This is a genomic window from Thalassobacillus sp. CUG 92003 (assembly GCF_013618635.1).
Lineage (GTDB): Bacteria > Bacillota > Bacilli > Bacillales > Halobacillaceae > CUG-92003.
In genome coordinates this window covers 129,117-152,048 of the sequence record NZ_JABLSJ010000002.1, presented here as the reverse complement: position 1 = coordinate 152,048, position 22,932 = coordinate 129,117, and the positions used below count along the sequence as shown (strand labels likewise).

Below are 22,932 nucleotides of genomic sequence, written 5' to 3'. Positions count from 1 at the left end.
AAACTAAGCGATTAAATCAGCTCTTTAATCGTTGCATGGTCAATATTATTTCCGCTGATGACTAAAACGATTGTATCTGAGGGCGTTCCATTTCCGTCTAATAACCAGGCGATGACAGAACCTGCTGCCCCCTCTACTGCCATTTTATGATACTGCAGCATAAAAATAATGCCTTTGGCAATGGAATTTTCGGAAACAAGCACACTCTGATCCATATAGGCTTTCGTCATTTCAAATGTGTGCTGATTATTTGGTCCCAGCCCACCTAATAAACTGTCGGCAAGTGTATCACTTTCTTTTAACACGACCGGATGGCCTTGCTTTAAACTCTCATGCATAACTGCCGCGTTTTCCATGGATACGCCTGTGACATTAATGTCAGTATCCATCGCTTTCAAAACGAAGCCTATGCCAGACAGCAGCCCACCGCCAGATAAGGGAATGATGGCCTGGTCGACATCCGGGCACTGTTCCATAATTTCAAGTCCAATGGTCCCCTGACCGGCAATAATGTGAGGATCATCAAACGGCTTGATGACACTGACGCCTGCTGTCTTCTCCAATTCATAGCAATAATGCTCAGCGTCATCCTGGTTTTCCCCGACCACTTCTACATGGGCATTTAGCCGCTTCAGTTTATTGACTTTTTCCTGCGGAACACGATTGGATATACAGACGGTCGCCGGGATGCCTAATTCTTTTGCCACATAGGCTACCGCAATACCATGGTTTCCCGTTGAAAACGTCGCCACGCCTTTCGCCTTCTCTTGTTCTGTCAATGAGAGAATCTTGTTGGCCGCCCCTCTAAGCTTAAATGCCCCAGTAGGCTGCGTGTTTTCAAGTTTGAGGTAAACGTTAGCCTTCGAAAGGTCGGATAAAGGTTCAGAATAAACGAGTGGTGTTTTTGAAACGATACCCTCCGTTCGTTTTTTCGCCCGCCATACGTCCCGGACAGATAACGCTTCTTGAACTTTCTTTTGCATCTACACACACCCTTTCTACTTTTCTTTGAATTATATAGAAATTCCTCAATGTCGGTCAATTCAGAATTTTTGCGAGGAAATGGTAAACCTTTAACGAATTAGGTCGATATATGAAATTAGAACCATGCCTTTTAACTTAGTTTTATGCACCCATTATTACATTCATAGATACAGAGCTCTTTTCATCATTCCTTAGACGGAGTTTTGGGGTATCGTTCATTTATTAAGGTGACGGACAGAGGGGGATTAACATGAAGAACAAAGCGAAAAAAGAATCGAACGGGAATTTCTTTACCAAAACACTGCAACGTCAAATTCTCATTCCATTCTTGACGTTGATCATCTTAGCAGGTGTTTCAGTCGGTTACATAAGTTATACGTACAGTGTGTCATTGACGACCGATGAACTCACCAAAAATGTGGCTAGTAAAACCGGGGTGTTGAATGATTCCTTTGCGACATTCTTTGACACCCAGGAAGACATCGTCGCTCATTATGCTGAACAAGAAGAATTCGGGAACTATGAAAATGCCAGGGATGAGATGATGGATTCGTTACATAACATCGTGTCATCAAACGAATCGATCCAAACGGCTTACCTCGGAACAGCTGGCGACGGCGAAATGATTACCTCGCCCACGCTAGACCTTCCCACCGACTATGATCCCAGAACGCGGCCGTGGTATGAACAAGCATCCGAAAATCCCGGGGAACCGATTTGGACCGAACCCTATGTCGATGCAGATTCGGGTGAATTGATTGTCAGTGCTGCGAAATCCGTATCAAATAATGGACAGATGGTCGGGGTTATGGCGATTGATTTGAATATGCAAGCGATTCTCGATATCGTGCAAAATGTTGAAATCGGAGAGTCCGGTTATGCTGCGATCATCGATCAATCCGGCACTTTTGTCTCTCACCCTGATGAAGCCCGGATCGGAGAAGATGTTTCCGATTCATCTTATTTCCAGGACATTCAGGCACAGGAAAACGCATCGGGCACGGTTGAGTATACCGAAAGCGGAGAAGATCGGACACTCGGTTATACGAACAACGATCGGGTCGGTTGGACCATTATTGGAACAATCAATCAGTCAGAGTTAGCTGAAAAAGCACAGCCCATCTTGCTGCCGATTGCCATTACTATTTTAATCGTTCTGATATTATCCTTTTTCTTAACACTCGTCATAACACGAAAAATCACGAAACCGATCAAGTCACTGCAAGGAAAAATGAAAGCTGTAGAGGAGGGCGATCTTTCCGTTGATCTAACCGAACAGCGACAGGACGAAATCGGCCAGCTTTCCCTTTCCATTGATCAAATGAAAGAAAGCCTGCGCACCATTATCGGAAATGTATCAGATGCAACCGACTCTGTTACACAGCAAAGTGAGCAGCTCACCCAGTCTGCACGAGAAGTGCAAGAAGGAAGCGAGCAAATTGCTTCAACGATGGAGGAATTGACTTCTGGGGCAGAAACGCAAGCCAACGGTTCGTCCAACTTATCCGAAATGATGGGAGACTTCGTCCAAAAGGTCCAGGAAGCGCATGAAAGCGGTGAACAAATATCAACCACCTCCACGCAGGTGCTGACCATGACTGAAGAGGGCAGTGCTTTAATGAACAAATCCGTCGATCAAATGAAAAATATCGAAGAGATTGTCAAAGCATCGGTCACGAAAGTCAAAGGGCTGGATGAACAATCACAAGAAATTTCGAAGCTCATTCAAGTGATCAAGGATATTGCTGAACAGACAAATCTCTTATCATTAAATGCGGCCATAGAAGCGGCACGTGCCGGCGAGCATGGCAAAGGCTTCGCTGTCGTAGCAGATGAAGTGAGAAAATTAGCAGAGCAGGTGTCCAATTCTGTGGGCGACATCACTTCGATTGTCGGTAATATTCAAACCGAGTCTGATTCAGTCGTTCAATCCCTAGAAGAAGGTTATCAAGAAGTTGATGCAGGCTCGAAACAAATTCAAGTGACCGGTGAAACCTTCGATGATATTCAAACCTCTGTTTCTGAAATGGTCGGAAAAATCAAAGGCATTTCTGAACACTTGAAAGACATCGCAGACAACAGTTCAGATATGAATGAGGCCATCCAGGATATTGCAGCTGTCTCAGAAGAATCCGCGGCCGGAATCGAGCAAGTTTCCGCTTCAGCTCAGCAATCAAACAGCTCGATGGAGGAAGTGTCCAGTACGGCAAGTGCGTTATCCGAACTAGCCGAGCAGTTAAACCAGCAAGTGAATAAATTTAAACTATAACGCTAACAACATCCCCAGCCCACATTACGCGTGAGCTGGGGATTTCTATGAGCAGGCTTGTTCCATTTTGGAGGCTGTTTTACACTTCCTTAGCTTGTTCTCTTAACTTGAATTTTTGTAGTTTGCCGCTGGCATTACGAGGGAGTTCGGCGACAAACTCATAACGGCGCGGGCGTTTATAACGGGCCAGACGATCATTTGATGTACAGAATGTCTCCAAATCTTCTTCCGTCAAACTATCATCCTTTTTCACGATGACAGCGGCCACGCGTTCGCCCCACATTTCATCCGGCTCTCCGATCACGGCCGCATCCAATACTTTTGGATGATCAAACAAAACATCCTCCACTTCTCGTGAATAAATATTTTCACCGCCTGAAATGATCATATCTTTGACTCGATCGCTTACCCACAGATAACCATCTTCATCATAGCTGCCGATATCACCAGAATAGTACCAGCCTTTATAAAGGACTTCAGCCGTCGCATCAGGGCGGTTATAGTAACCCGGCATCATGCTGGGTCCTTTCACAATGATTTCTCCTAACTCACCCGGATCACACCTATCATCCGGCTCCGTCTGACCTTCTTCCGCCGTCCGTACAACGCGCACTTCATGGTTGAGCAGCTGACGTCCGGCAGCTCCGGCTTTATCCAGTTGTTCATCTTCTAACAAAACGGTTATGGCCGGTCCCATTTCTGTCATCCCGTATGCTTGGACGAGTCGTATGCCGAGTGCTTCATGCAGCTTATTGACGAGTGCAGGAGCCATCGGCGCCCCGCCATATAAGCCTTGACGCAGTGATGGGAAATTGAACTGCGACAAGTCCTCTTGTATAAGCATATTCCACATGGTTGGCGCAGCAAATAAAGTCGTAATGTCTTCGTCTGCTACCGCCTTAAGAACAGTTTGCGGTTCAAAATGGTGGACAACCACATTGCTTCCTCCCATTAAGACCCGCGGAAAAAAGGCGCAATGCAGTTCCGCACAATGAAACATGGGGGCCGTTGAGAGCCCGCGATCATGCTCCGTAATCTGCAAGACCGTGCCCATGATCAATGCCTGGTCCATCATGTCTCGGTGAGTATGGAGAACACCCTTGGGCTGCCCTGTCGTGCCGGAGGTGTACATGACCGCATAGATATCATCTTCCTCCACGTCACAATCAGGATCATCATGATCAGCCCCTTCCAGCTGTTCATAATAATTCAATGCAAAATCAAGATCGTACTGATCGATTGACCAAAATTCTATTCCTTTCAAAGAGCCAGCTATCGGTTTTATCTGTGCAGCCGTCATTTCTTCGAACAACACAATTTTCGGTTCGGCGTCGTTAAGGATGAACTCGATCTCATTGGCCATCAACCGGAAATTAATCGGATTGAAAATGGCGCCGATCTTGGTACAGGCGAATAAAGCCGTAGCGAACTCCGACGTGTTGAATAATACAGTCGATACTTTATCACCTTTGCTGACACCTGCACGCCTCAATGTATGAGCGAGCCGATTCACCTCCTGCTCCCATTCCGCATAATTCCAACGCTTTTTCAATCGCAAATCAACCAATGCTTCCTTGTTTGGATACTTGGCTGCCGTCTGTTCAAACATGCTTTTTAACGTCGGTCCCATACAAGTCCCTCCTCATTTTTTGCTAGGCATTCAGACAAAAACAGCGGCTATTTCGGCTGCATTCGAATCGCACCGTCGAGCCGAATCACCTCCCCGTTCAACATCGGGTTTTCCATAATGCTGCGGACAAGCTGACCATATTCACCGGGCTGACCGAGCCGGCTTGGAAATGGTGTCGTGCTCCCAAGCGCATCGCGTGCTGATTCGGGCAGTGTATTAAACATCGGCGTTTCAAATAAGCCCGGGGCAATCGTCATGATGCGAATTCCGTAACGCGCATATTCCCTGGCAAGCGGCAAAGTCAGACTCGCAACGCCCCCTTTTGATGCGCTATAAGCTGCCTGCCCTATTTGACCCTCAAATGCCGCAATAGAAGCGGTATTGATCATAACACCCCGCTCGCCGGCTTCATTCGGCTGATTATTTTTCATTCTGTCTCCCGCCAAACGGATGACATTGAATGTGCCAATTAAGTTCACTTCAATCACGTTTGAAAATGAAGTCAGATCATGCGGACCTTCTTTCCCCAATGCTTTTTCAGCAATGACGATCCCGGCACAGTTCACAACAGCCGTGACAGATCCGAATTGCTGCTCACACCGATCAAGTACAGCAGTGACATCCGCCTCCGAGGTCACATCCACTTCATGAAACAGGCAGTGATCACCGAGTTCGTCGGCCAGCTGTTCTCCATCTGTTCGGTTGCGATCGGCAATGACAGCGCGACCGCCTGATTGCAGGATCTGTCTAACCGTCGCTTCGCCCAGTCCTGAAGCTCCGCCTGTGACAACCGCAATCACATCTTCTCCTGTCATCTTTATCCCTCCAACCGTTCAATAATCGTAGCATTAGCCATCCCCATGCCTTCACACACAGCTTGCAGACCATAACGCTGACCTGAGCGTTCCAATTCATGGACTAGGGTCGTCATCAACTTGGTCCCAGTTGCTCCTAACGGATGGCCAAGCGCGATCGCTCCGCCGTTCACATTCAATTTCGCACGATCAGCCCCCGTTTCTTTCAGCCAATACAACGGGACAGAGGCAAATGCTTCATTGACTTCAAACAAATCAATCTCATTTAAACGAAGCCCGGATTTTTGTAACACCTTATGCGTAGCAGGAACCGGGCCGGTCAGCATAAAAGTAGGATCAGAGCCTACCACGGAGCGGGCAATGATACGAAAGCGCGGTTTCAGACCGAGCGCATCTGCTTTTTCACGCGACATGAGCAAAAGAGCGGAGGCTCCATCACTGATCTGGCTTGCATTCCCTGCCGTTATGCGTCCATCTTCCTGAAAAGCGGGCTTCAATTCGGCCAGAGTCGCTAATGTAGTGCCTGGCCGCGGCCCTTGATCTTTCTCCACTACAAAACGATCACCCTCTTCATTCGTCCCTTCAACCGGCATGATTTCTTTGGCAAAACGCCCTTCATTACTGGCAGCTATCGCTTTTTCGTGGCTTTCCACAGCGAATTGATCAAGTTCTTGTCTGGAAAATCCGGTATGCTTGGCAATCCGTTCTGCCGATAGGCCTTGATTGATCATTTCATAACGCTCCGTTAGCTTGTCACTGTAAGCCGCTCCTTGCATATTCGAAAACATCGGCACTCGGGACATGTTTTCTACCCCGCATGCGATGACCGTATCCATATCTCCACTTGCGATCGCTTGAGCGCCAAAATGGACAGCCTGTTGGCTGGAGCCACACTGACGGTCTAAGGTGACCCCGGGCACTTCAATCGGAAGCCCTGCAATCAAGGCAGCAATCCGGGCTACGTCTCCCGCCTGTTCACCTACTTGGGACACACAGCCTGCGATCACATCATCAATTTGAGACGGATCCAGACCTGCCCGCTCGACCAATTCCGCTAAAACGTCTGCTAATAATTCATCAGGGCGCCGCTGACTGAGCCAGCCTTTCCTTCTCCCTACTGGTGTTCGTAACGCATCCACAATCACAACTTCACGCATATTCTTTCCCTCCTAAAAATACCGCCTGTTTAGGCTAAGCCCATCTTTTTGGCAATGATAGTTTTCATAATCTCATTTGAACCGGCATATATAGCGGCAACGGGCGCATCCCGGTATCGTCTGGCCATTTCATATTCCTCCATATAGCCGTATCCACCGTGGAGCTGCATACAGGCCGAGGCTGTTTTTTTCGTCAGTTCGGTAATCCACCATTTTGCCATGGACACCTCTTTTACGACGTCCTCTCCGTTCATATGAGCCGCAATGACACGGTCAAGAAACACACGGCCGATTTCCACTTCGGTTTGCTGTTCTGCCAGAGTGAACTGCGTGTTTTGAAATGATGCGATAGCCTGGCCAAACGCATGACGCTCATTAACATACTGGATGGTAATCTCAAGCATGCGTTCAGCCGCTGCTATCCCGCTTATTCCAACGATCAACCGCTCTTGTTGCAAATGTTCCATTAAATAATAGAACCCCTGCCCCGGGTCTCCTAGTAAATTGGCTGCGGGCACCTTGGCATCCTGGAAAATCAATTCTGCTGTATCCTGGCTGTGCAATCCTACTTTGTCCAGCTTGTTTCCCCGTTGAAACCCTGGCGTATCCCGCTCCACCATCAGCAGGCTGATCCCTTTATGAGGGGGGTGCGCTTTGGGATTGGTTTTACACACAACCAAAACTAAATCAGCATGAATCCCGTTCGTAATAAATGTTTTTTCTCCATTTAAAATATAATGATCACCCTCTTTTATGGCTGTTGTCTTAATGGCAGCCAAATCTGAACCTGCGCCGGGTTCTGTCATGGCAATTGCCGTAATCAAGTCTCCCGTCGCACACCCAGGCAGCCACTTCTGCTTTTGCTCCTCTGTACCATAAGTATCGATATATGGGACCACGATATCGTTATGTAGCCCAATGCCAATGAGCCCTGTGCCAACCCTTTCCAGCTCTTCGTTCAAGACTACCGAATAACCGAAGTCTGCTCCGACTCCTCCGTATTTTTCTGATAACCATGGACACAAAAAAACCTGCTCACCAAGCTTCTGCCAAAATGAACGTGGAATTTCTTCATTCTGCTCCCATTGCTCAAAATAGGGAAACGCTTCTTTTTCGAGAAATTTACGTAATGACCCCCGCAACATCTCATGTTCCTCTTTGATATAGGACGCTTTCATCGGCCTCCTCCTTGCAACTTAAACGAATTTCAGAAAATTCTTTCGTTTATGTCTATTCTCGATTTCCCATTCATTTTCCTGCAAAAAAAGATAACGCTTTCATAATTAATCTTACAGAAAGATGGAAAATTGCGTCATAACATTACGTTTTAGCATCTCAATTAAACGGTCTTGGTGATTGATTATAAAAGCGTTATTCAAGTGTAGAACAAAAAAAACGGACAATGAGCAGGTTCCACTCATTGTCCGAAAAATTTAGTTACGATTCAATTCTTCTTTCAATTCTTGAAGAAGAAAGATGTTTTGTTTAGCCGTTCCCTTATAGTCATTGATATCATAATCGTTAGCAACTTTCCCGCGGAAAGTCAAGCTGGAATTGTAGCCGTGAGATTTTAATAAATCTACCACACTAAAGGGATCCCAGTCCCCTGCAGGCAGTGCGTATTCTCTCTCATTCTGATCTTCCCAAGAGGGTTTGGCGGAATCAGTTGTTAACTCAATATCCATCGCTGCAGCCATCTTCTTGGGCAAATCCGTGTTATTAACTAAACCAGAAAAATCATCAGCAGACGGGCCGTACGCATAAATAGGCACATCAACTCCTGTATGAGCAGAACTTGTCCACCCCACGAGGGCATAGTCGCTCACAATAGCGTTGATAGCGTTATTCGGATTTTCGGAAGCACGGATTTTCTCCACTTCTTTTTCGTTAAGATCGAGGCCGGTATATTCTTTGACGACTTTCTTGATATTAGACTGCTCATCGTCCAATTGTGCGGCCATGTAGTCTCCAGTAGCACTTACACGTTGCAACACCTCAGTCTTTACATCGTATTCTCCGTTTGCTCCGACTGTCATTCCACCCGTTTCATGGTCACCAGCTATGACCACTAATGTATGCTTGTCCTTTTTCGCGAAATCTAGCGCTTTTTTGGCTGCCATTTCAAATGCTTCAGTATCTTTCATCGCCCAGGGAGCATCATGGGCGTGACCGGCCCAGTCAATTTGACTGCCTTCTACCATAAGAAAGAAGCCGTCTTCGTCCTTGGAGAGTGTATCAATTGCAGAAGACGTCATTTCCTCAAGACTAGGTTCTTGTGTATCCTCCCTGTCCAGTTCAGAGGAAAGTGGCCCTTCTGCAAATAATCCCAACACCTTGTCACTGTTGTCCATCATCATGAGTTGGGCTCTATCTTCTACATAAGCATAGCCTTCATTTTGAGCCACTTTGACGAGATTATCCTCTGCCTGTGTTCCACCTTCTGATTCAGATAGAAAAAATTTCCTTCCTCCACCCAGGATTACATCAACACCGTTCTCAAGATATTGAGGAGCAATCTTTGACTCATCATCACGGTCTTTAACACTTGAACCGAAAACGGCAGGTGTAGCGTGAGTGATCGTAGATGTAGCGACAAGACCTGACGATTTCCCGGCTGCTTCGGAAGCATCCAGAATACTCGTTAACTCTTTTCCATCAGGTGTTACCCCAACCATTCCATTATCGGTTTTCTGTCCTGTTGCCATAGCAGTTCCGGCAGCAGCAGAATCAGTTACTTCGGAATCCTTCGAATACGTCTTCATCATCCCTTTAAGATAGGGGTCAAATACGGAATCTTCTCCTTTGTACCATCTGTAGTTGGTAGCATACCCTGCAGAATAGCCATCAGGAATCAAATAGATCACATTTTCGACTTTTTCCTCAGCGTTATCGTGCCCTCCTGCGTGTGCCTTTTCTACAACAAATGTTGCACCTATAAACATTAAGAGCGAAATTACTACTACTGCAGCAATCTTTTTGAACATCACGTTCTCCCTTCGAACATGTTTTGGTGATCTATCTATCACTATAAAGAAACATTATTAAAGGGATTTAAATAGGGTGTAAATACTTTAAATTATTGCAACCCATTTCCGTATCTGGAACTTATCCAATGCTGACAACAAAGAAGCTGCCAAGAGCGAATGTTAAATTGAAAACTGAAGATATAGCTCTGAATGGTTGGAAAAAATACGCTATTCCACCACTTTTTTATATAGAGCGCCTCATAATATACAGAAACTGGCACAAAATAGACTAAATGACTCGCATAAAGGATGGATGGAAATGAAAGTTGCGGAATTACTCGTTAAATGTCTTGAACATGAAGGCGTTGAGTATATATTCGGAGTACCCGGTGAGGAAAATTTAGATCTAATGGACGCCTTGCTCGATTCACCCATAGAATTTATCGTGACACGTCACGAAACGAGCGCAGCTTTCATGGCTGGCACCTACGGGCGGTTAACCGGCAAGCCGGGTGTGTGTTTAGCTACGTTGGGGCCTGGAGCCACGAACCTCGTAACCGGTGTGGCTAATGCGAATATGGACCAATGCCCGTTGATTGCAATCACGGGACAAGCAGGATTGAACCGGCAGCACAAAATTTCGCACCAATACTATGACCTGATTTCACTATACAAACCCGTAACAAAATGGAATGCCCAAGTCAAAACCCCTGGTATCGTGCCTGAGATTGTCCGAAAAGCTTATCAGGTAGCCAGTGAAGAAAAACCTGGCGCCACCCACATCGATCTGCCCGAAGACGTGGCCGGGATGGAAATTGATGCAGAGCCACTTCCAATCAGTCCTCACGCGTTACCGCAAGCCGATGAATCAATCCTCCAGCAAGCTGTCCAGCTGATTAAAGAGGCGAACCAACCGATTATTCTCGCCGGTAATGGCATCACACGCGGAAAAGCGAGCGAGGCCTTGCAAACCTTTGCGCTGCAGGCTCGTATTCCAGTCGTTCATTCCTTTATGGGAAAAGGAGCTTTGTCGTGGAAAGATGACCTCAGTTTACTGACGGCGGGGATTGGCGGAAACGATTATATCACCTGCGGGTTCGAGAGCTCTGATTTAATTTTAGCGGTCGGTTTTGATATGGCCGAGTATCCCCCTGAGAACTGGAACCCGGATCGCAACACGCGCATTCTTCACATTGATACTGACGATGCCGAAACCGATTCTCACTATCCTGTCGCTCTGAACGTCGTGGGTGATATTAAGGAAAACCTGAAGGAACTCAGCGCGATCATTCAGCCAAAAGACAATCCGCTCGAATGGGTAGAGTCGATTCGAAAACAAGCGCTAAACGAACTAGCTGAAGCTGCTGATGATGAAGGCTTTCCGGTTAAGCCTCAGAAAATCATTTCCGATTTACGCAACGTCTTACACGATGAAGATATCGTAATTTCGGACGTCGGAGCTCATAAGATGTGGATGGCGCGCATGTATCACACCACCCATCCCAATACATGTTTAATTTCAAATGGATTAGCTTCAATGGGAGTGGCCGTGCCTGGCGCTATTGCAGCGAAAATGGTCTGCCCCGAACGAAATGTTGTTGCCGTGTGTGGTGACGGCGCCTTTCAAATGACGAGCGCAGAACTTGAGACGGCAGTGCGTTTAAACCTTCCCATTATCATCCTGCTTTGGAGAGATGGCGGGTATGGGTTAATCGAATGGAAACAGCTCCGCGATTTTCAGCGGCCTGCCTATATTGATTTCGGCAACCCAGACTTCATCAAATTAGCCCAATCATACGGATTTGAAGCCATGCAGATAGAAAAAGCCGATGAGTTGAAACCAGCTTTACAACAAGCGATTGCAATGAACAAACCTATATTAATCGATTGCCCGGTAGACTACGACGAAAATATGAAACTGACTGAGAAATTAGGTCAAATCGACTGCTAAGGACGTGCAAATGATGAGAATCGGATCAATTATCAATGGACACGATTATAAAGAAGACCACCGCGAAACCATGGCTGTTTACAACCCCTATAATCAAGACCACGTAGCAGACATTGCCCTGGCAACCGTCGAAGATATGGAGGAAGCCATCCAATACAGTTATGCGACCTTTCATTCTACTATGAAAACGATGCCCGCGTATGAACGCGCTGACATCCTGCGTAATGCAGCCGATTTATTAGCAGAGCGTAAAGACGAATTCGCACGCATCATCTCAATCGAAGCCGGAAAACCTCTAATATACAGTCGCGGAGAAGTAGACAGGGGCGTCCAAGTGATACGTTTTGCCGCTGAACACGCTAAACATATCAGCGGAGAAGTCATACCGATGGATGCGGCGCACGGAGGCGAAAATCGACTCGGATTCGTTAAACATGTACCGCTTGGGGTCGTAGCAGCGATTACACCGTTCAATTTTCCCCTGAACTTATCGTTGCATAAAATCGCACCGGCAATCGCAGCAGGCAATACGGTCGTTTTTAAACCCGCAGAAAAAACACCCGTGTCTGCCCACCGGCTCACGATGTTATTTCATGAAGCAGGGCTCCCTAAAGGCTCATTGAATCTACTCATGGGACGCGGTGAAGAAATCGGAAGTCCACTAGTGAAACATAAAGATGTTCATAAAGTGACGTTTACCGGAAGTTTACCTGTGGGACGAAAGATACGGGAAGAAGCAGGCTTTAAAAAAGTCACGCTCGAACTCGGCTCAAACTCCCCTAATATTTTATTTGAAGACATTCAAGTGGAGCGCGTCATCGATGACTTGATCAAGGGCGCGTTCGCATTTTCGGGACAAGTCTGCATCTCAGCTCAGCGTCTCTATGTGCATCACAGCATCTTTGACTCATTTCTGGCTGGGTACATTCGAAAAACAGAAGCATTAGTCATTGGTGACCCGCTTGATGAGAAGACACAATTCGGTCCGATGATCGACGAAGACGAAGCCAAACGAGCGAAACAATGGATTGAGGATGCGGTTGATAAAGGGGCCACAATTAAATCCGGCGGAAAACGAGAAGGCCCCCTGCTCTCTCCCACCATTATGACGAACGTTGATCACAATATGAAAATCATCGCCGATGAAGTGTTTGCTCCCATCGTCTCCGTCGTCCCTTTTGAAACAGAGACAGAAGTCGTGGCCATGGCCAATGATTCGAGATACGGGTTGCAAGCCGGCGTCTTTACACACGATATAAACCGTGCCCTTCGTGTAGCAGACCAGCTGGAGATGGGCGGCGTTTGGATCAACGATATTTCGACCTATCGCCAGGATAACCATCCTTACGGCGGTGTAAAGCAAAGCGGCATCGGTCGGGAAGGCGTTAAATACGCGATTGACGACATGACAGACATGAAATTCATCGGGGTAAATTTAAACGATAAACGCCCTCGCGCGTAACGCGCAAATAGAAAACCGGGTATAAAATCGTTCTGATTTTATACCCGGTTTTCTTGGTCGTTTACGTCAACCTAATCATCCATCACTTCATTTTGAATGTGACCGGTAAACTCGCCTAAATCCGCATCGTTGATCCACCCTCGTGCATTGAGTGCTTTAACAATATGGGTAATGCCCACCATATACGCAGCATCCCTCATCCTGCATTGCTTTTCTTTACGCATAGCCAACACACTTTCAAACCCGAACATCATTTGTTCTTCAAGCTTTTCGTTTATCTCTTTCTCTTTCCAATAATAATTCATCGAGTTTTGCACCCATTCGAAATAGGAAACGGTCACCCCTCCGGCATTACATAAAATATCCGGTATGACGAAAATATCGTTCTTCTCTAAAATTTCATCACCTTCAGGCGTCGTTGGCCCGTTCGCTGCTTCCGCTAAAATTTTTGCCTGAATCGAAGGAGCGGTGTCCTTCGTGATTTGATTTTCAATCGCAGCCGGAACCAGAACATCAACGGGCAGCCCGAACATTTCTTCGTTCGTGATCGAAGACGCATTGTTATAATCTGATGCATATTCGCCTTGCTTCCGAAGCTTGATGAGCTCAGGGATATCCAGACCATTTTCATCGTAAATGCCACCGTGTGCATCGGTGATGGCCACCACCTTTACACCCATTTTGTCTAAGTACTTGGCGGCCATGCTGCCAACATTCCCAAACCCTTGAATAGCAGCAGTCGACTGGCTTAAATCAATTCCCAGCACTTTAGCTGCCTCCCGAATCATCAACACGACACCTCGTCCAGTAGCGGCTAACCGCCCCTCGGAGCCGCCGATAATGATCGGTTTTCCTGTCAGCATACCTGGAATATTATAGCCGCGCATTTTATCGAATTCATCAATCATCCAACCCATCACTTCCGGATTCGTATTAACATCAGGTGCTGGAATGTCTTTTTGCGGACCGATTAACGGGGCCAGTTTTTGAATATACGCACGGCTTAATTTTTCCAACTCCCTTTCTGATAACGACTCCGGATCAACAATCACGCCGCCCTTCCCTCCTCCGAAAGGTAAATCGAGAATCGCCGCTTTCAAGGACATCCAAATGGAAAGGGCCTTGACTTCATCCAAACTGACGTTAGGGTGAAAACGGATCCCACCTTTAGTCGGACCTAAAATATCGATATGCTGGGAACGATACCCAGTGTAGTTTTCAATCGACCCATCATCCTTACGTAACGGGATCGAGAGCTCCAGGACTCTCATGGGCTTTTTCAGGATATGATAAATGTTTTCTTCCATTCCAAGCGCAGTTACCGCTTCTTTCAGCAACCCTTTGACAATCTCATACGGATTTGCTTCGTGGGTGGTAATATCCGCTTCCGCCTTGTTTTGATCTTTATTTTTCACGTCCATCCCTCGTTTCTATTGTTCCTACTTTTACCATGCCAAGAATGGGATGATTTATGCATGGGGAGATGGACTGCAGCCTGATTTTGCTTATAATGATGGAAAAGTTGCTTACAAATGTGAGTGGGTTGCTTACAAATGAGGTGAAGGTGCGAAGAAAGCGAGCGAAGTCGCCTGCAAAATCGATCAGGTGAATAATAAACGAGTGGTTTTTGCTTTCATAAAGCAGAAGCCGTTCACGCCTTACTGCAACACAAAAATCCCGAACAATTTCAGCGAAATCGTACGGGATTCATGTGTTTTATCCATTTAGTTCCGTTAATCGAGAATATGATCGATGGCAATAGCAACACCGTGTTCTTGGTTCGAAACGGTCACCCAGTCAGCCTCTTGCTTCACGACATCTTGCGCGTTGTCCATTGCGACACCAAAGCCAGATTCTCGTATCATGGCCAAATCATTCAAGCTATCGCCTACTGCCATCACATTCTCCATTTTGATGTTCAGCCATTTACATACTTTTAACAACGCCGCAGCTTTATTGACACCTGCTGCATTGACTTCTATATTAGTCGGGCTGGAATTGGTAATTTCTAATGCATCATTTTTGATCAATTCATCATGTACAACCTGGCGAATCTCATCATCCTCAATATCAAAACCGATTTTAAGCCATTCGTTTTCTTCTATCGCCTGTTCATACGGGTTGTGACTGTTGAATACGCCTTGGGCTGTGCTCGACCAAAAGAAAACACCGTGTTTATCTTTTATATCCATAATATGTTTCACCAGTTCATGATCAAGCGGGCTTCTTTCCACCAAGTTAAATAGATGATCGTAAATTTCTCCACCATTAATGGTTACGATATAAGAAGAGCGACCCAAGTTGTTGGCAATATCATGACAACCGGATAACGAACGACCCGTGCATAACACGACATGCATGCCCTTTTCCTTAGCACGTTGAATCGCCTGTTCATTCTCGGTTGAAACATCGCCATCGTTGTTAACTAAGGTGCCGTCCATATCTAAAGCGATCAGTTTAATTTGATTGGTCATATGTACCACGTCCTCTCCATTGCTGATTCTATTTTAATACAACTTTGCCCCAATATACAGGCAGGAAATGGGGAAGACTGGAAGGACATGGCGCATATGTCATACCCCCTATAAGTTTTATTCAAAAATATACGCTAAATCCCTGCGTAAATCACCATGTTTATTAAATACCCTATAGAGGTATATAGATTAATGACGAATTCATACGAAAGGAGTTTCATTATGAATCACCAAAATCACAATCATCATGAACATTCCGAACATGAACATGAGCATAACCACGACCATGATCATCATGAGCATCATGCCCATATGATGGAAGATTTTAAAAAACGATTTTATATAGCCCTGCTCTTAACTTTACCGATTCTCGCATTATCTCCAATGATCCAGGAGTTTATCGGCGTCGATTGGGGGTTCCCGGGTGATGCTTATCTGTTGTTGGCATTATCCACCTTCGTCTTCTTCTATGGCGGACGCCCCTTTCTAACGGGAATGATCGATGAAGTTAAACAAAAAGAGCCTGGCATGATGACGTTGATAGCCATGGCGATCATCGTTGCTTATGGGTACAGTGCACTGACCATTTTCGGTGTGCCTGGCCGAAATTTCTTCTGGGAATTGGCAACACTGATTGACGTCATGCTGATCGGACACTGGATTGAAATGCGCTCGGTCATGAGTGCTTCTTCCTCTCTGGAGGAACTCGTCGAACTCATGCCAAACACAGCACATCGGCTTGATGAACAAGATGAAACCGAAGACGTTAATATCGCTGATTTGAACCAGGGTGACCGTGTACTGATCAAGCCCGGAGAGAAAGTTCCCGCTGATGGCACCATCACTAAAGGGCAATCTGAAATAGACGAATCGATGCTGACTGGGGAATCGGTTCCTGTTACAAAAAATAAAGGCGATGAAGTCATCGGCGGTTCGATCAACAGCGAAGGGTCATTAACCATTTCAGTTGAAAAGACAGGCACTGACAGTTATTTATCCCAGGTCATCAACTTAGTTCGAGAAGCGCAAAATTCAAAATCCTACACGCAGGACTTGTCTGATCGTATGGCGAAATGGCTGTTTTACGTCGCCATGGGAGCAGGTCTCATCACCTTCATTATCTGGATCATGGTTGGACCATCATTCAACTACGCTCTCGAGCGGACGGTCACCGTCATGGTTATCGCTTGCCCGCATGCTCTGGGCTTGGCCGCTCCATTAGTCGTCGCAAAATCAACGACTTTAGCCGCTCAAAGCGGTCTGTTAATTAGAAAACGGTCCAGTTTTGAAGAAGCTAGAAAAATCACAACTGTGGTATTTGATAAAACCGGTACCTTGACGATGGGGGAATTCGGCGTCAGTGATGTCAGTGCCTCTGGTGACTACACTGAGGAAGATGTTGTAAAATATACCGCTTCACTCGAATCGCAATCTGAACACCCTATCGCACAAGGCATCGTTCGCTATGCTGAGGAAAAAGGCATCAGCTATCCGCAGCCACAATCGTTTGAATCCCTGACGGGGAAAGGAATTACAGGAGAAGTTGAAGGCAAACAGGTCAAAGTTGTCAGCCCTGGCTACCTTGAAGAACAGAACCTGGAGTTTGACAACTCAGCGATTCAACCGTTAAGTGAACAAGGCAAAACAGTGGTGTTTCTGCTGATTGATGAGGCAATAGCCGGATATGTGGCCCTGGCCGATCAAGTCAAGGAGGATTCCAAACAAGCTATCGCCGACCTTCGAGAAAGGAATGTCGAAGCACGGATGTTGACCGGCGACCATCAGAAAGTCGCCCAATGGGTCGGAGAGCAACTGAACTTGGATGAAGTGACAGCCGAAGTACTTCCCGATCAAAAAGCAGCGTATATTAAAGAAATCCAACAACAGAAAAACAAACGCGTTGCTATGACAGGCGATGGCGTAAACGACGCTCCCGCATTGGCCAACGCCGATTTAGGCATTGCCATTGGCGCAGGAACCGACGTTGCTATGGAAACGGCTGACATTGTGCTAGTCGACTCCAATCCGCGCGATGTCGTGAACATTTTAGATTTATCTAAAGCGACCTATCGTAAAATGATTCAAAACCTTTGGTGGGCAGCAGGCTATAACATCCTGGCTCTGCCGCTAGCAGCCGGAATTTTATCCCCTGTCGGTATCGTATTAAGCCCTGCCGTGGGTGCGATTCTCATGTCGCTAAGCACCGTCATCGTTGCAATCAACGCCCGCATGTTCACCTATGAAGGTTAAGCAAACTAAAATCCGGAGAGAGAACAACTCTGCTCCGGATTTTTAACTTGTTTCAGTTCAAAGACATGCCGCTTTACGAATGTAAAGTACCTGAAGCAGCTTCTACATTCTTCGTTAATGTGCCTGCCCTTAGCAACGCACTAGCCTGCTGGATGTCCTTATGTAAGACACGGTCACCGTCCATATAAGAAACATAATGACGCAAACAGTCATGCGCCGCTTTGGTACCTTTACCACTATGAGCCGGTTTCTGAAAATCAAGCGCTTGAGCGGCTGAAAGCCATTCAATTCCAATAACTTCCATGGCGTTACCGATGACTTTGGCTGCATTAAAGGTTGCTGAGGTCCCCATGCTGACATGATCCTCCTGTCCGCCTGATGTCATAATCGAATCGACAGAGGATGGATGAGCATGCACCTTGTTGTCTGAAACCAGTGATGCTGCAACGTATTGAGGTATCATCAATCCTGTATTCACTCCATTATCGTTGATTAAATTCCCTGGAAGTTCACTATATTGGGGAGACACTAAACGGAAGATGCGACGCTCCGATATGTTAGCTAGTTCAGCCATGGCAATAGCTAAAAAATCCATCGCTAATGCCATGGGTTCACCGTGCGGGTTTGCTGATGATAAAACGTTATCTTCTACCTCTCCATCTTCAAAAAATATGAGCGGATTATCAGTTGCTGAATTGATTTCCGTTTCCACCACTTCTTTACAATAACGCCAAGCATCTTTTACCGAACCATGTACCTGGGGAATAGATCGAATACTAAGCGCATCCTGTGTACGATAATCAACATATTCCGAAGCTGTCTTACTATCCCTCAACAGCTGATGGATGTTTTCAATCGTGTGGTGCTGTCCTTTATGTGGTTTAACGCGGCTGATTCGCCTGTCGTAAGCCTTGCGATTACATTTCAAGGCTTCAAACGTCATCATGGAAATAATATCAGCTGATTTCAGGAGATGCTCAGCATCATGTAGAGCAAGCGCTGCAACCCCCGTCATATCGGTCGTCCCATTTATCAAAGATAATCCTTCTTTCTCGCCTAACTCAAGAGGAGAAAGCTGAAGTTCCTTGTTGACCTCTTCCCCTGTCAACGTGCGACCGTCAACATAAGCTTCCCCTTTGCCAATGAGCAGCAAAGAAATATGAGCTTGATGCGATAAATAACCCACTGACCCTTCTTTAGGAACGACAGGATGCACGCTTTGATTTAATAACTTCACCAGTGTATTCAATGTCTCCAATCTAATTCCGGAATGCCCTGACGATAGGTTAAGAATCATCATCACCATAGTTGCCCGCACGTGTTCGATGGATAGAGAAGGCCCTACCCCGCATGCATGACTGACAATAATATTGTATTGTAAGGCTTTTGCATCCTCTCTTGACACAGCAATTTCACTATTTTCACCGACCCCTGTGTTCACTCCATATATCGGTCGTTCCGTATTTGCGATAGCATCTTCTAATGCCAGTCGTTGGGCGCTAATTTGCGCTTGCAATTCAGAAGATAAGACGAGCTGTTTTCTATGCCTGGCAATATCGACAATGTCCGCTATCGTTACTTCCATATTTTGATTTAATACAATTTGCTCCATGAATGCTCCCTCGCTTTACTGGTTTTATGAGCCGCTTTTTTCCTTGGACGTCTGGGCATTCAAACTATCATAATCCATTTCAAGTTTCCCGGGATCCTCAATCTTCGCTGTTTCAGGATAATTGGCACGGTCAAATGAAGTTTGTTGATTAACTCCTTTCAAGGTGGCAAAAACTTGCGTAATGACAAAAAACAGGATAGGGAAACCTGCCACTGTAGCCATCTGTTTCACAGCATCAACGCCGGATATTTCGCCACCCGTTCCCGAGGTGATTGTCAATAACGCCATAATCCCCAGCAATGAACCCCAGTAAATTTTAATTTTCGTAGGTGGCTCTGGATTTTGATACGTATTCCCCTTCGTGGTTAAGGAGGAGACAGTAGTCGTCAAAGAATCCGCTAACGTCGTAAATGATATAAAAATAGAAATAAGCATTAGAATGCTAATAATGAGCGTAAACGGCAGGGACTCTAAGAAGACAAACAGAGATAATTCAAGACCACCCTCTTGGGTGTCAATCATATTCCAAAATTGACTATCCCCTTGCCATTCGAAAAATATGGAAGCCCCGCCAAACACCCAAAACCACAGCATACCAAAACCTGCCGGGAGTAATAAGTTAAACAAGACAAATTGACGAATCGTGCGCCCGTAAGCAAGGCGCGCTAGAAACATACCGACTACCGGCGCGTAGGCAAGCCATATGGACCAATGAAATAAAGGCCACCACCTCGGCCAATCCGAACCTTCCATCGAACTGTTCCACAAAAACCGTTCAGTGAAATTACTGAAAAAAACACCCGTGCTTTGTGTGCCAATATTCAATATGAAAACTGTCGGACCTGCAATAAAAACAAAAACGAGCAGAAACAAAAATATTTTGGTATTTTGATCAGCTAGAAATTTAATCCCGCGCCGTAAACCAGTTGAACTTGAAATAATGTAAGTAAATGTTATCACGATGACAAGAATGGTCCACAATACTGTACCGCTGTTTATATTGGACAAATAACCAATTCCACTTCCTAGCTGGAGCACGCCTTCCCCGAGGACCGCAGCCATTCCTCCTGCAATTCCAAAAATGCACAAAATATCTACTAACGTACCAACAGGACCAAACGCATGACGTCCGATCAACGGATAGAGAGTCGAACTTATGCTGTATGGAAGCTTCAAATTATAATGAGCATAGGCAACCGCAATACCACCAATGACATATATGGCGTAAGGAGCTAATGTCCAATGCGCTAAACTTGAGGCTAGTGAAAAGGTCGCAGCCTCTTCCGTACCAGGTTCAATGCCCAACGCTTCAGGAGGCGCACTAAAATGCGTTATAGGTTCAGCTAGCCCCCAAAATAGGATCCCTACACCAATCCCAGCAGTTAAAGAGATGGCGAACCAGCTCCATTTAGTAATGAATGGCTCAGCCTCACTACCGCCAAACTTTATATGGCCAAATTTGGAAAACCCGAGAAATAAACAAACAAAAATTAACAATAAAACAGTTAAATTAAATAACCAGCCAAAATTGTTGAAAGCAAAATCTACAACTCCTGTTTGTAATTGGTAAAACGAATTTGGCCAAATCACACCAATGATAACGGTTACAACAAGCAATATTGAAATGGGCGTAAACACCGACCAACGTATCGTCTTTTCTTCAGACATCATTTTCCTCCTTATTTATTTCAAACCGTTTGTAAATTTGTAAGTTCATTTTAAGTTTGAATTTTCTGAAAAAATAGGAGGTAAATGTTTAAATACCTTTTATTTTGAACTGATAGCATAATAAGTCCACAAAAAGTAAGATGAAAATCTTGTATTTCTTGCGGTCTCTTACTTTTTATTGTGTTTTATGGAGAACTGTCTACGGAATTGCCTGGGCGGTAACCCTTCCTTTTTATGAAACAAACGACTGAAATAATTAGCGTCGCTGTAACCAATTTCCTCTGTAATTTCTTTAATTGTTTGGTTTGTTTCCTTCAATAACCGTTTACTTTCATTCAATCTGATATCCGATAAAACCTCTCGAAACGACCTTCCATAATTTTCGGTGAATAATACACTCAAATAACTTGGACTTATTTCAATTGATTCAGCTACATCTTTTAGTTTAAGGCCTTGCTGTAAATAATGACTTTTTAAGTAGCTGATGGCCCTCGCGACATTATCAGTTGATCTGAATACTTTGTGTTTAGCACCATTAATTGTTTTGATTATAAATAGAATCATTTCTTGGACAATTGGAAACAAAACCTGTTGATGAATGATCGTTTGAAACACATTATGATAAGCAAGCTCATATTCTTGGTCGATATTAAGTTTATACGTATACATAAAACGTCTGATTTGAGCAAGGATGCTCGTTAGTCGTATCCGCAGTAATTCCGGATCAGGGAAAGGAGGAGAACTATGCTGGAATGATTGGTACATCCAGCTTTTAATTTTCTCTATCTCTCCGCCTTCTAACATCTCCATCCAGTCCCGTTGCTCTTCAGGGGTCAAGAAGGGGTCAATTGTGTAAAAGGCATCGCTCGTATGAGCCCAAAATATCTGATGGTACCCTTTAAAAAAACTCCGCTGAAACAGCTCGTTCGTTTCTTGATACATGTGCTGCAATCCTTCGTTGTGATCAGACCCCGGATGAACGGCTAAATTTATACGATAGTTGGAAAAAACCTGACCCCACCAATGTAATAAGCGATTTCCCTCATGCTGCAATAATTCATGTCTATTCTCTCTAGGAAATTTCAGCAAACATGCTACTTGTTCTTGCAAGGCAAACCGACAGGAAAAATAGGAAAATGAAAAGTCCTGAACCCATTCAAAAAGAGAATGCAACATAATTGGGTTTTCCGGTCTTATTAAGAATAAGGCATAGTCTTCAACCTCCGAGGATGTTTGAATAAAAAATGACTCATGAGAAAAATTGGATAGAAAGTGTGTTTCTTCTTTAGGAACCTCGGTATCCATCCACGTTTTTTGTGAGGCATGAAGAAGGTTACGCTTTAATTGTTCAGGAGAAACGGGTTTAATCAATAAAGACACGCTAAACAAATCCATCGCTTGAACAGCTCGTTCAAAAATTGCTTCAGCTGTCGTACAAATTATTGTTTGACCATTATTAATAAACAGTGTTTGTAATTCCAGCATATAATCAGCCGGAACCATCTCAAGTTCTAAACATACCACCTGCGGCTTTTTATTTTCTACTAGATGAATTAATTCCCCCACATTGCTGGCTTCATAGAATACCTCAAACTTATTCGGATAAGATTGAATTAACCATCTTATTCCCTTTCGCTCTGTATCGTCCCGGTCAGCAATGAGAATGCTGCTCATCCTGTTGCACCACCTTTGAA

15 protein-coding genes are annotated in these 22,932 nt (G+C 45.2%); 4 read left to right on the top strand and 11 right to left on the bottom strand.

Annotated features, from left to right (window positions below; all coding sequences use genetic code 11):
• Positions 1-11: 11 nt before the first annotated feature.
• A complete protein-coding gene (locus HOP45_RS03415) occupies positions 12-983 on the bottom strand; it encodes a pyridoxal-phosphate dependent enzyme (protein ID WP_181347507.1) in 972 nt (323 codons plus the stop codon).
• A 251-nt stretch (positions 984-1,234) separates the two neighbouring features.
• Here HOP45_RS03415 and HOP45_RS03410 point away from each other — a divergent pair, with 251 nt between their 5' ends.
• Positions 1,235-3,253 carry a methyl-accepting chemotaxis protein gene (locus tag HOP45_RS03410; RefSeq protein WP_181347506.1) on the top strand — a complete coding sequence of 673 codons (2,019 nt, stop codon included), beginning with the start codon at positions 1,235-1,237 and terminating at the stop codon, positions 3,251-3,253.
• Between the two features lie 79 nt (positions 3,254-3,332).
• On the opposite strand, the gene HOP45_RS03405 is transcribed toward HOP45_RS03410, so the two are convergent.
• The 5 genes from HOP45_RS03405 to HOP45_RS03385 form a co-directional block, all read right to left on the bottom strand.
• Positions 3,333-4,883, bottom strand: coding sequence for a fatty acid--CoA ligase (locus HOP45_RS03405; RefSeq protein ID WP_181347505.1), 1,551 nt, complete (start codon positions 4,881-4,883; stop codon positions 3,333-3,335).
• Positions 4,884-4,930: 47 nt separating this feature from the next.
• Positions 4,931-5,698 (bottom strand): 3-hydroxyacyl-CoA dehydrogenase, encoded by a 768-nt coding sequence (locus tag HOP45_RS03400; protein ID WP_181347504.1) that lies wholly within the window; start codon positions 5,696-5,698, stop codon positions 4,931-4,933.
• 2 nt (positions 5,699-5,700) lie between these two features.
• Positions 5,701-6,855 carry a thiolase family protein gene (locus HOP45_RS03395; RefSeq protein WP_181347503.1) on the bottom strand — a complete coding sequence of 385 codons (1,155 nt, stop codon included), beginning with the start codon at positions 6,853-6,855 and terminating at the stop codon, positions 5,701-5,703.
• A 29-nt stretch (positions 6,856-6,884) separates the two neighbouring features.
• Positions 6,885-8,033, bottom strand: coding sequence for an acyl-CoA dehydrogenase family protein (locus tag HOP45_RS03390; RefSeq protein WP_181347502.1), 1,149 nt, complete (start codon positions 8,031-8,033; stop codon positions 6,885-6,887).
• A gap of 255 nt (positions 8,034-8,288) precedes the next feature.
• Positions 8,289-9,839: an alkaline phosphatase gene (locus HOP45_RS03385; RefSeq protein WP_181347501.1), complete on the bottom strand. Its 1,551-nt coding sequence runs from the start codon at positions 9,837-9,839 to the stop codon at positions 8,289-8,291.
• Positions 9,840-10,140: 301 nt separating this feature from the next.
• Between HOP45_RS03385 and HOP45_RS03380 the strand changes: the two genes are divergently transcribed.
• Together HOP45_RS03380 and HOP45_RS03375 are read left to right on the top strand one after the other, a co-directional pair.
• Positions 10,141-11,772, top strand: coding sequence for an acetolactate synthase large subunit (locus HOP45_RS03380; protein WP_181347500.1), 1,632 nt, complete (start codon positions 10,141-10,143; stop codon positions 11,770-11,772).
• Positions 11,773-11,782: 10 nt separating this feature from the next.
• Positions 11,783-13,234 carry an aldehyde dehydrogenase family protein gene (locus tag HOP45_RS03375; protein ID WP_181347499.1) on the top strand — a complete coding sequence of 484 codons (1,452 nt, stop codon included), beginning with the start codon at positions 11,783-11,785 and terminating at the stop codon, positions 13,232-13,234.
• 71 nt (positions 13,235-13,305) lie between these two features.
• Here the strand turns inward: HOP45_RS03375 and HOP45_RS03370 are convergent, their stop codons facing one another.
• Together HOP45_RS03370 and HOP45_RS03365 are read right to left on the bottom strand one after the other, a co-directional pair.
• Entirely contained in the window at positions 13,306-14,655 is a 1,350-nt protein-coding gene (locus HOP45_RS03370) for a Glu/Leu/Phe/Val family dehydrogenase (protein ID WP_181347498.1), read from the bottom strand.
• Positions 14,656-14,967: 312 nt separating this feature from the next.
• Complete coding sequence (locus tag HOP45_RS03365) at positions 14,968-15,708, bottom strand: Cof-type HAD-IIB family hydrolase (RefSeq protein ID WP_181347497.1); 741 nt, start codon at positions 15,706-15,708, stop codon at positions 14,968-14,970.
• Between the two features lie 222 nt (positions 15,709-15,930).
• On the opposite strand from HOP45_RS03365, the gene HOP45_RS03360 reads away from it, so the two are divergent.
• The gene (locus HOP45_RS03360; protein WP_181347496.1) at positions 15,931-17,958 is read left to right on the top strand and encodes a copper-translocating P-type ATPase; all 2,028 of its coding nucleotides are present in this window, start codon (positions 15,931-15,933) and stop codon (positions 17,956-17,958) included.
• 73 nt (positions 17,959-18,031) lie between these two features.
• On the opposite strand, the gene hutH is transcribed toward HOP45_RS03360, so the two are convergent.
• The 3 genes from hutH to HOP45_RS03345 all read right to left on the bottom strand — a co-directional run bounded on the left by hutH (position 18,032) and on the right by HOP45_RS03345 (position 22,912).
• The gene (hutH, locus tag HOP45_RS03355; protein WP_181347495.1) at positions 18,032-19,570 is read right to left on the bottom strand and encodes a histidine ammonia-lyase; all 1,539 of its coding nucleotides are present in this window, start codon (positions 19,568-19,570) and stop codon (positions 18,032-18,034) included.
• A gap of 24 nt (positions 19,571-19,594) precedes the next feature.
• Entirely contained in the window at positions 19,595-21,238 is a 1,644-nt protein-coding gene (locus HOP45_RS03350) for a BCCT family transporter (RefSeq protein WP_181347494.1), read from the bottom strand.
• Positions 21,239-21,406: 168 nt separating this feature from the next.
• Entirely contained in the window at positions 21,407-22,912 is a 1,506-nt protein-coding gene (locus tag HOP45_RS03345) for a helix-turn-helix domain-containing protein (RefSeq protein ID WP_181347493.1), read from the bottom strand.
• Positions 22,913-22,932: the final 20 nt, after the last annotated feature.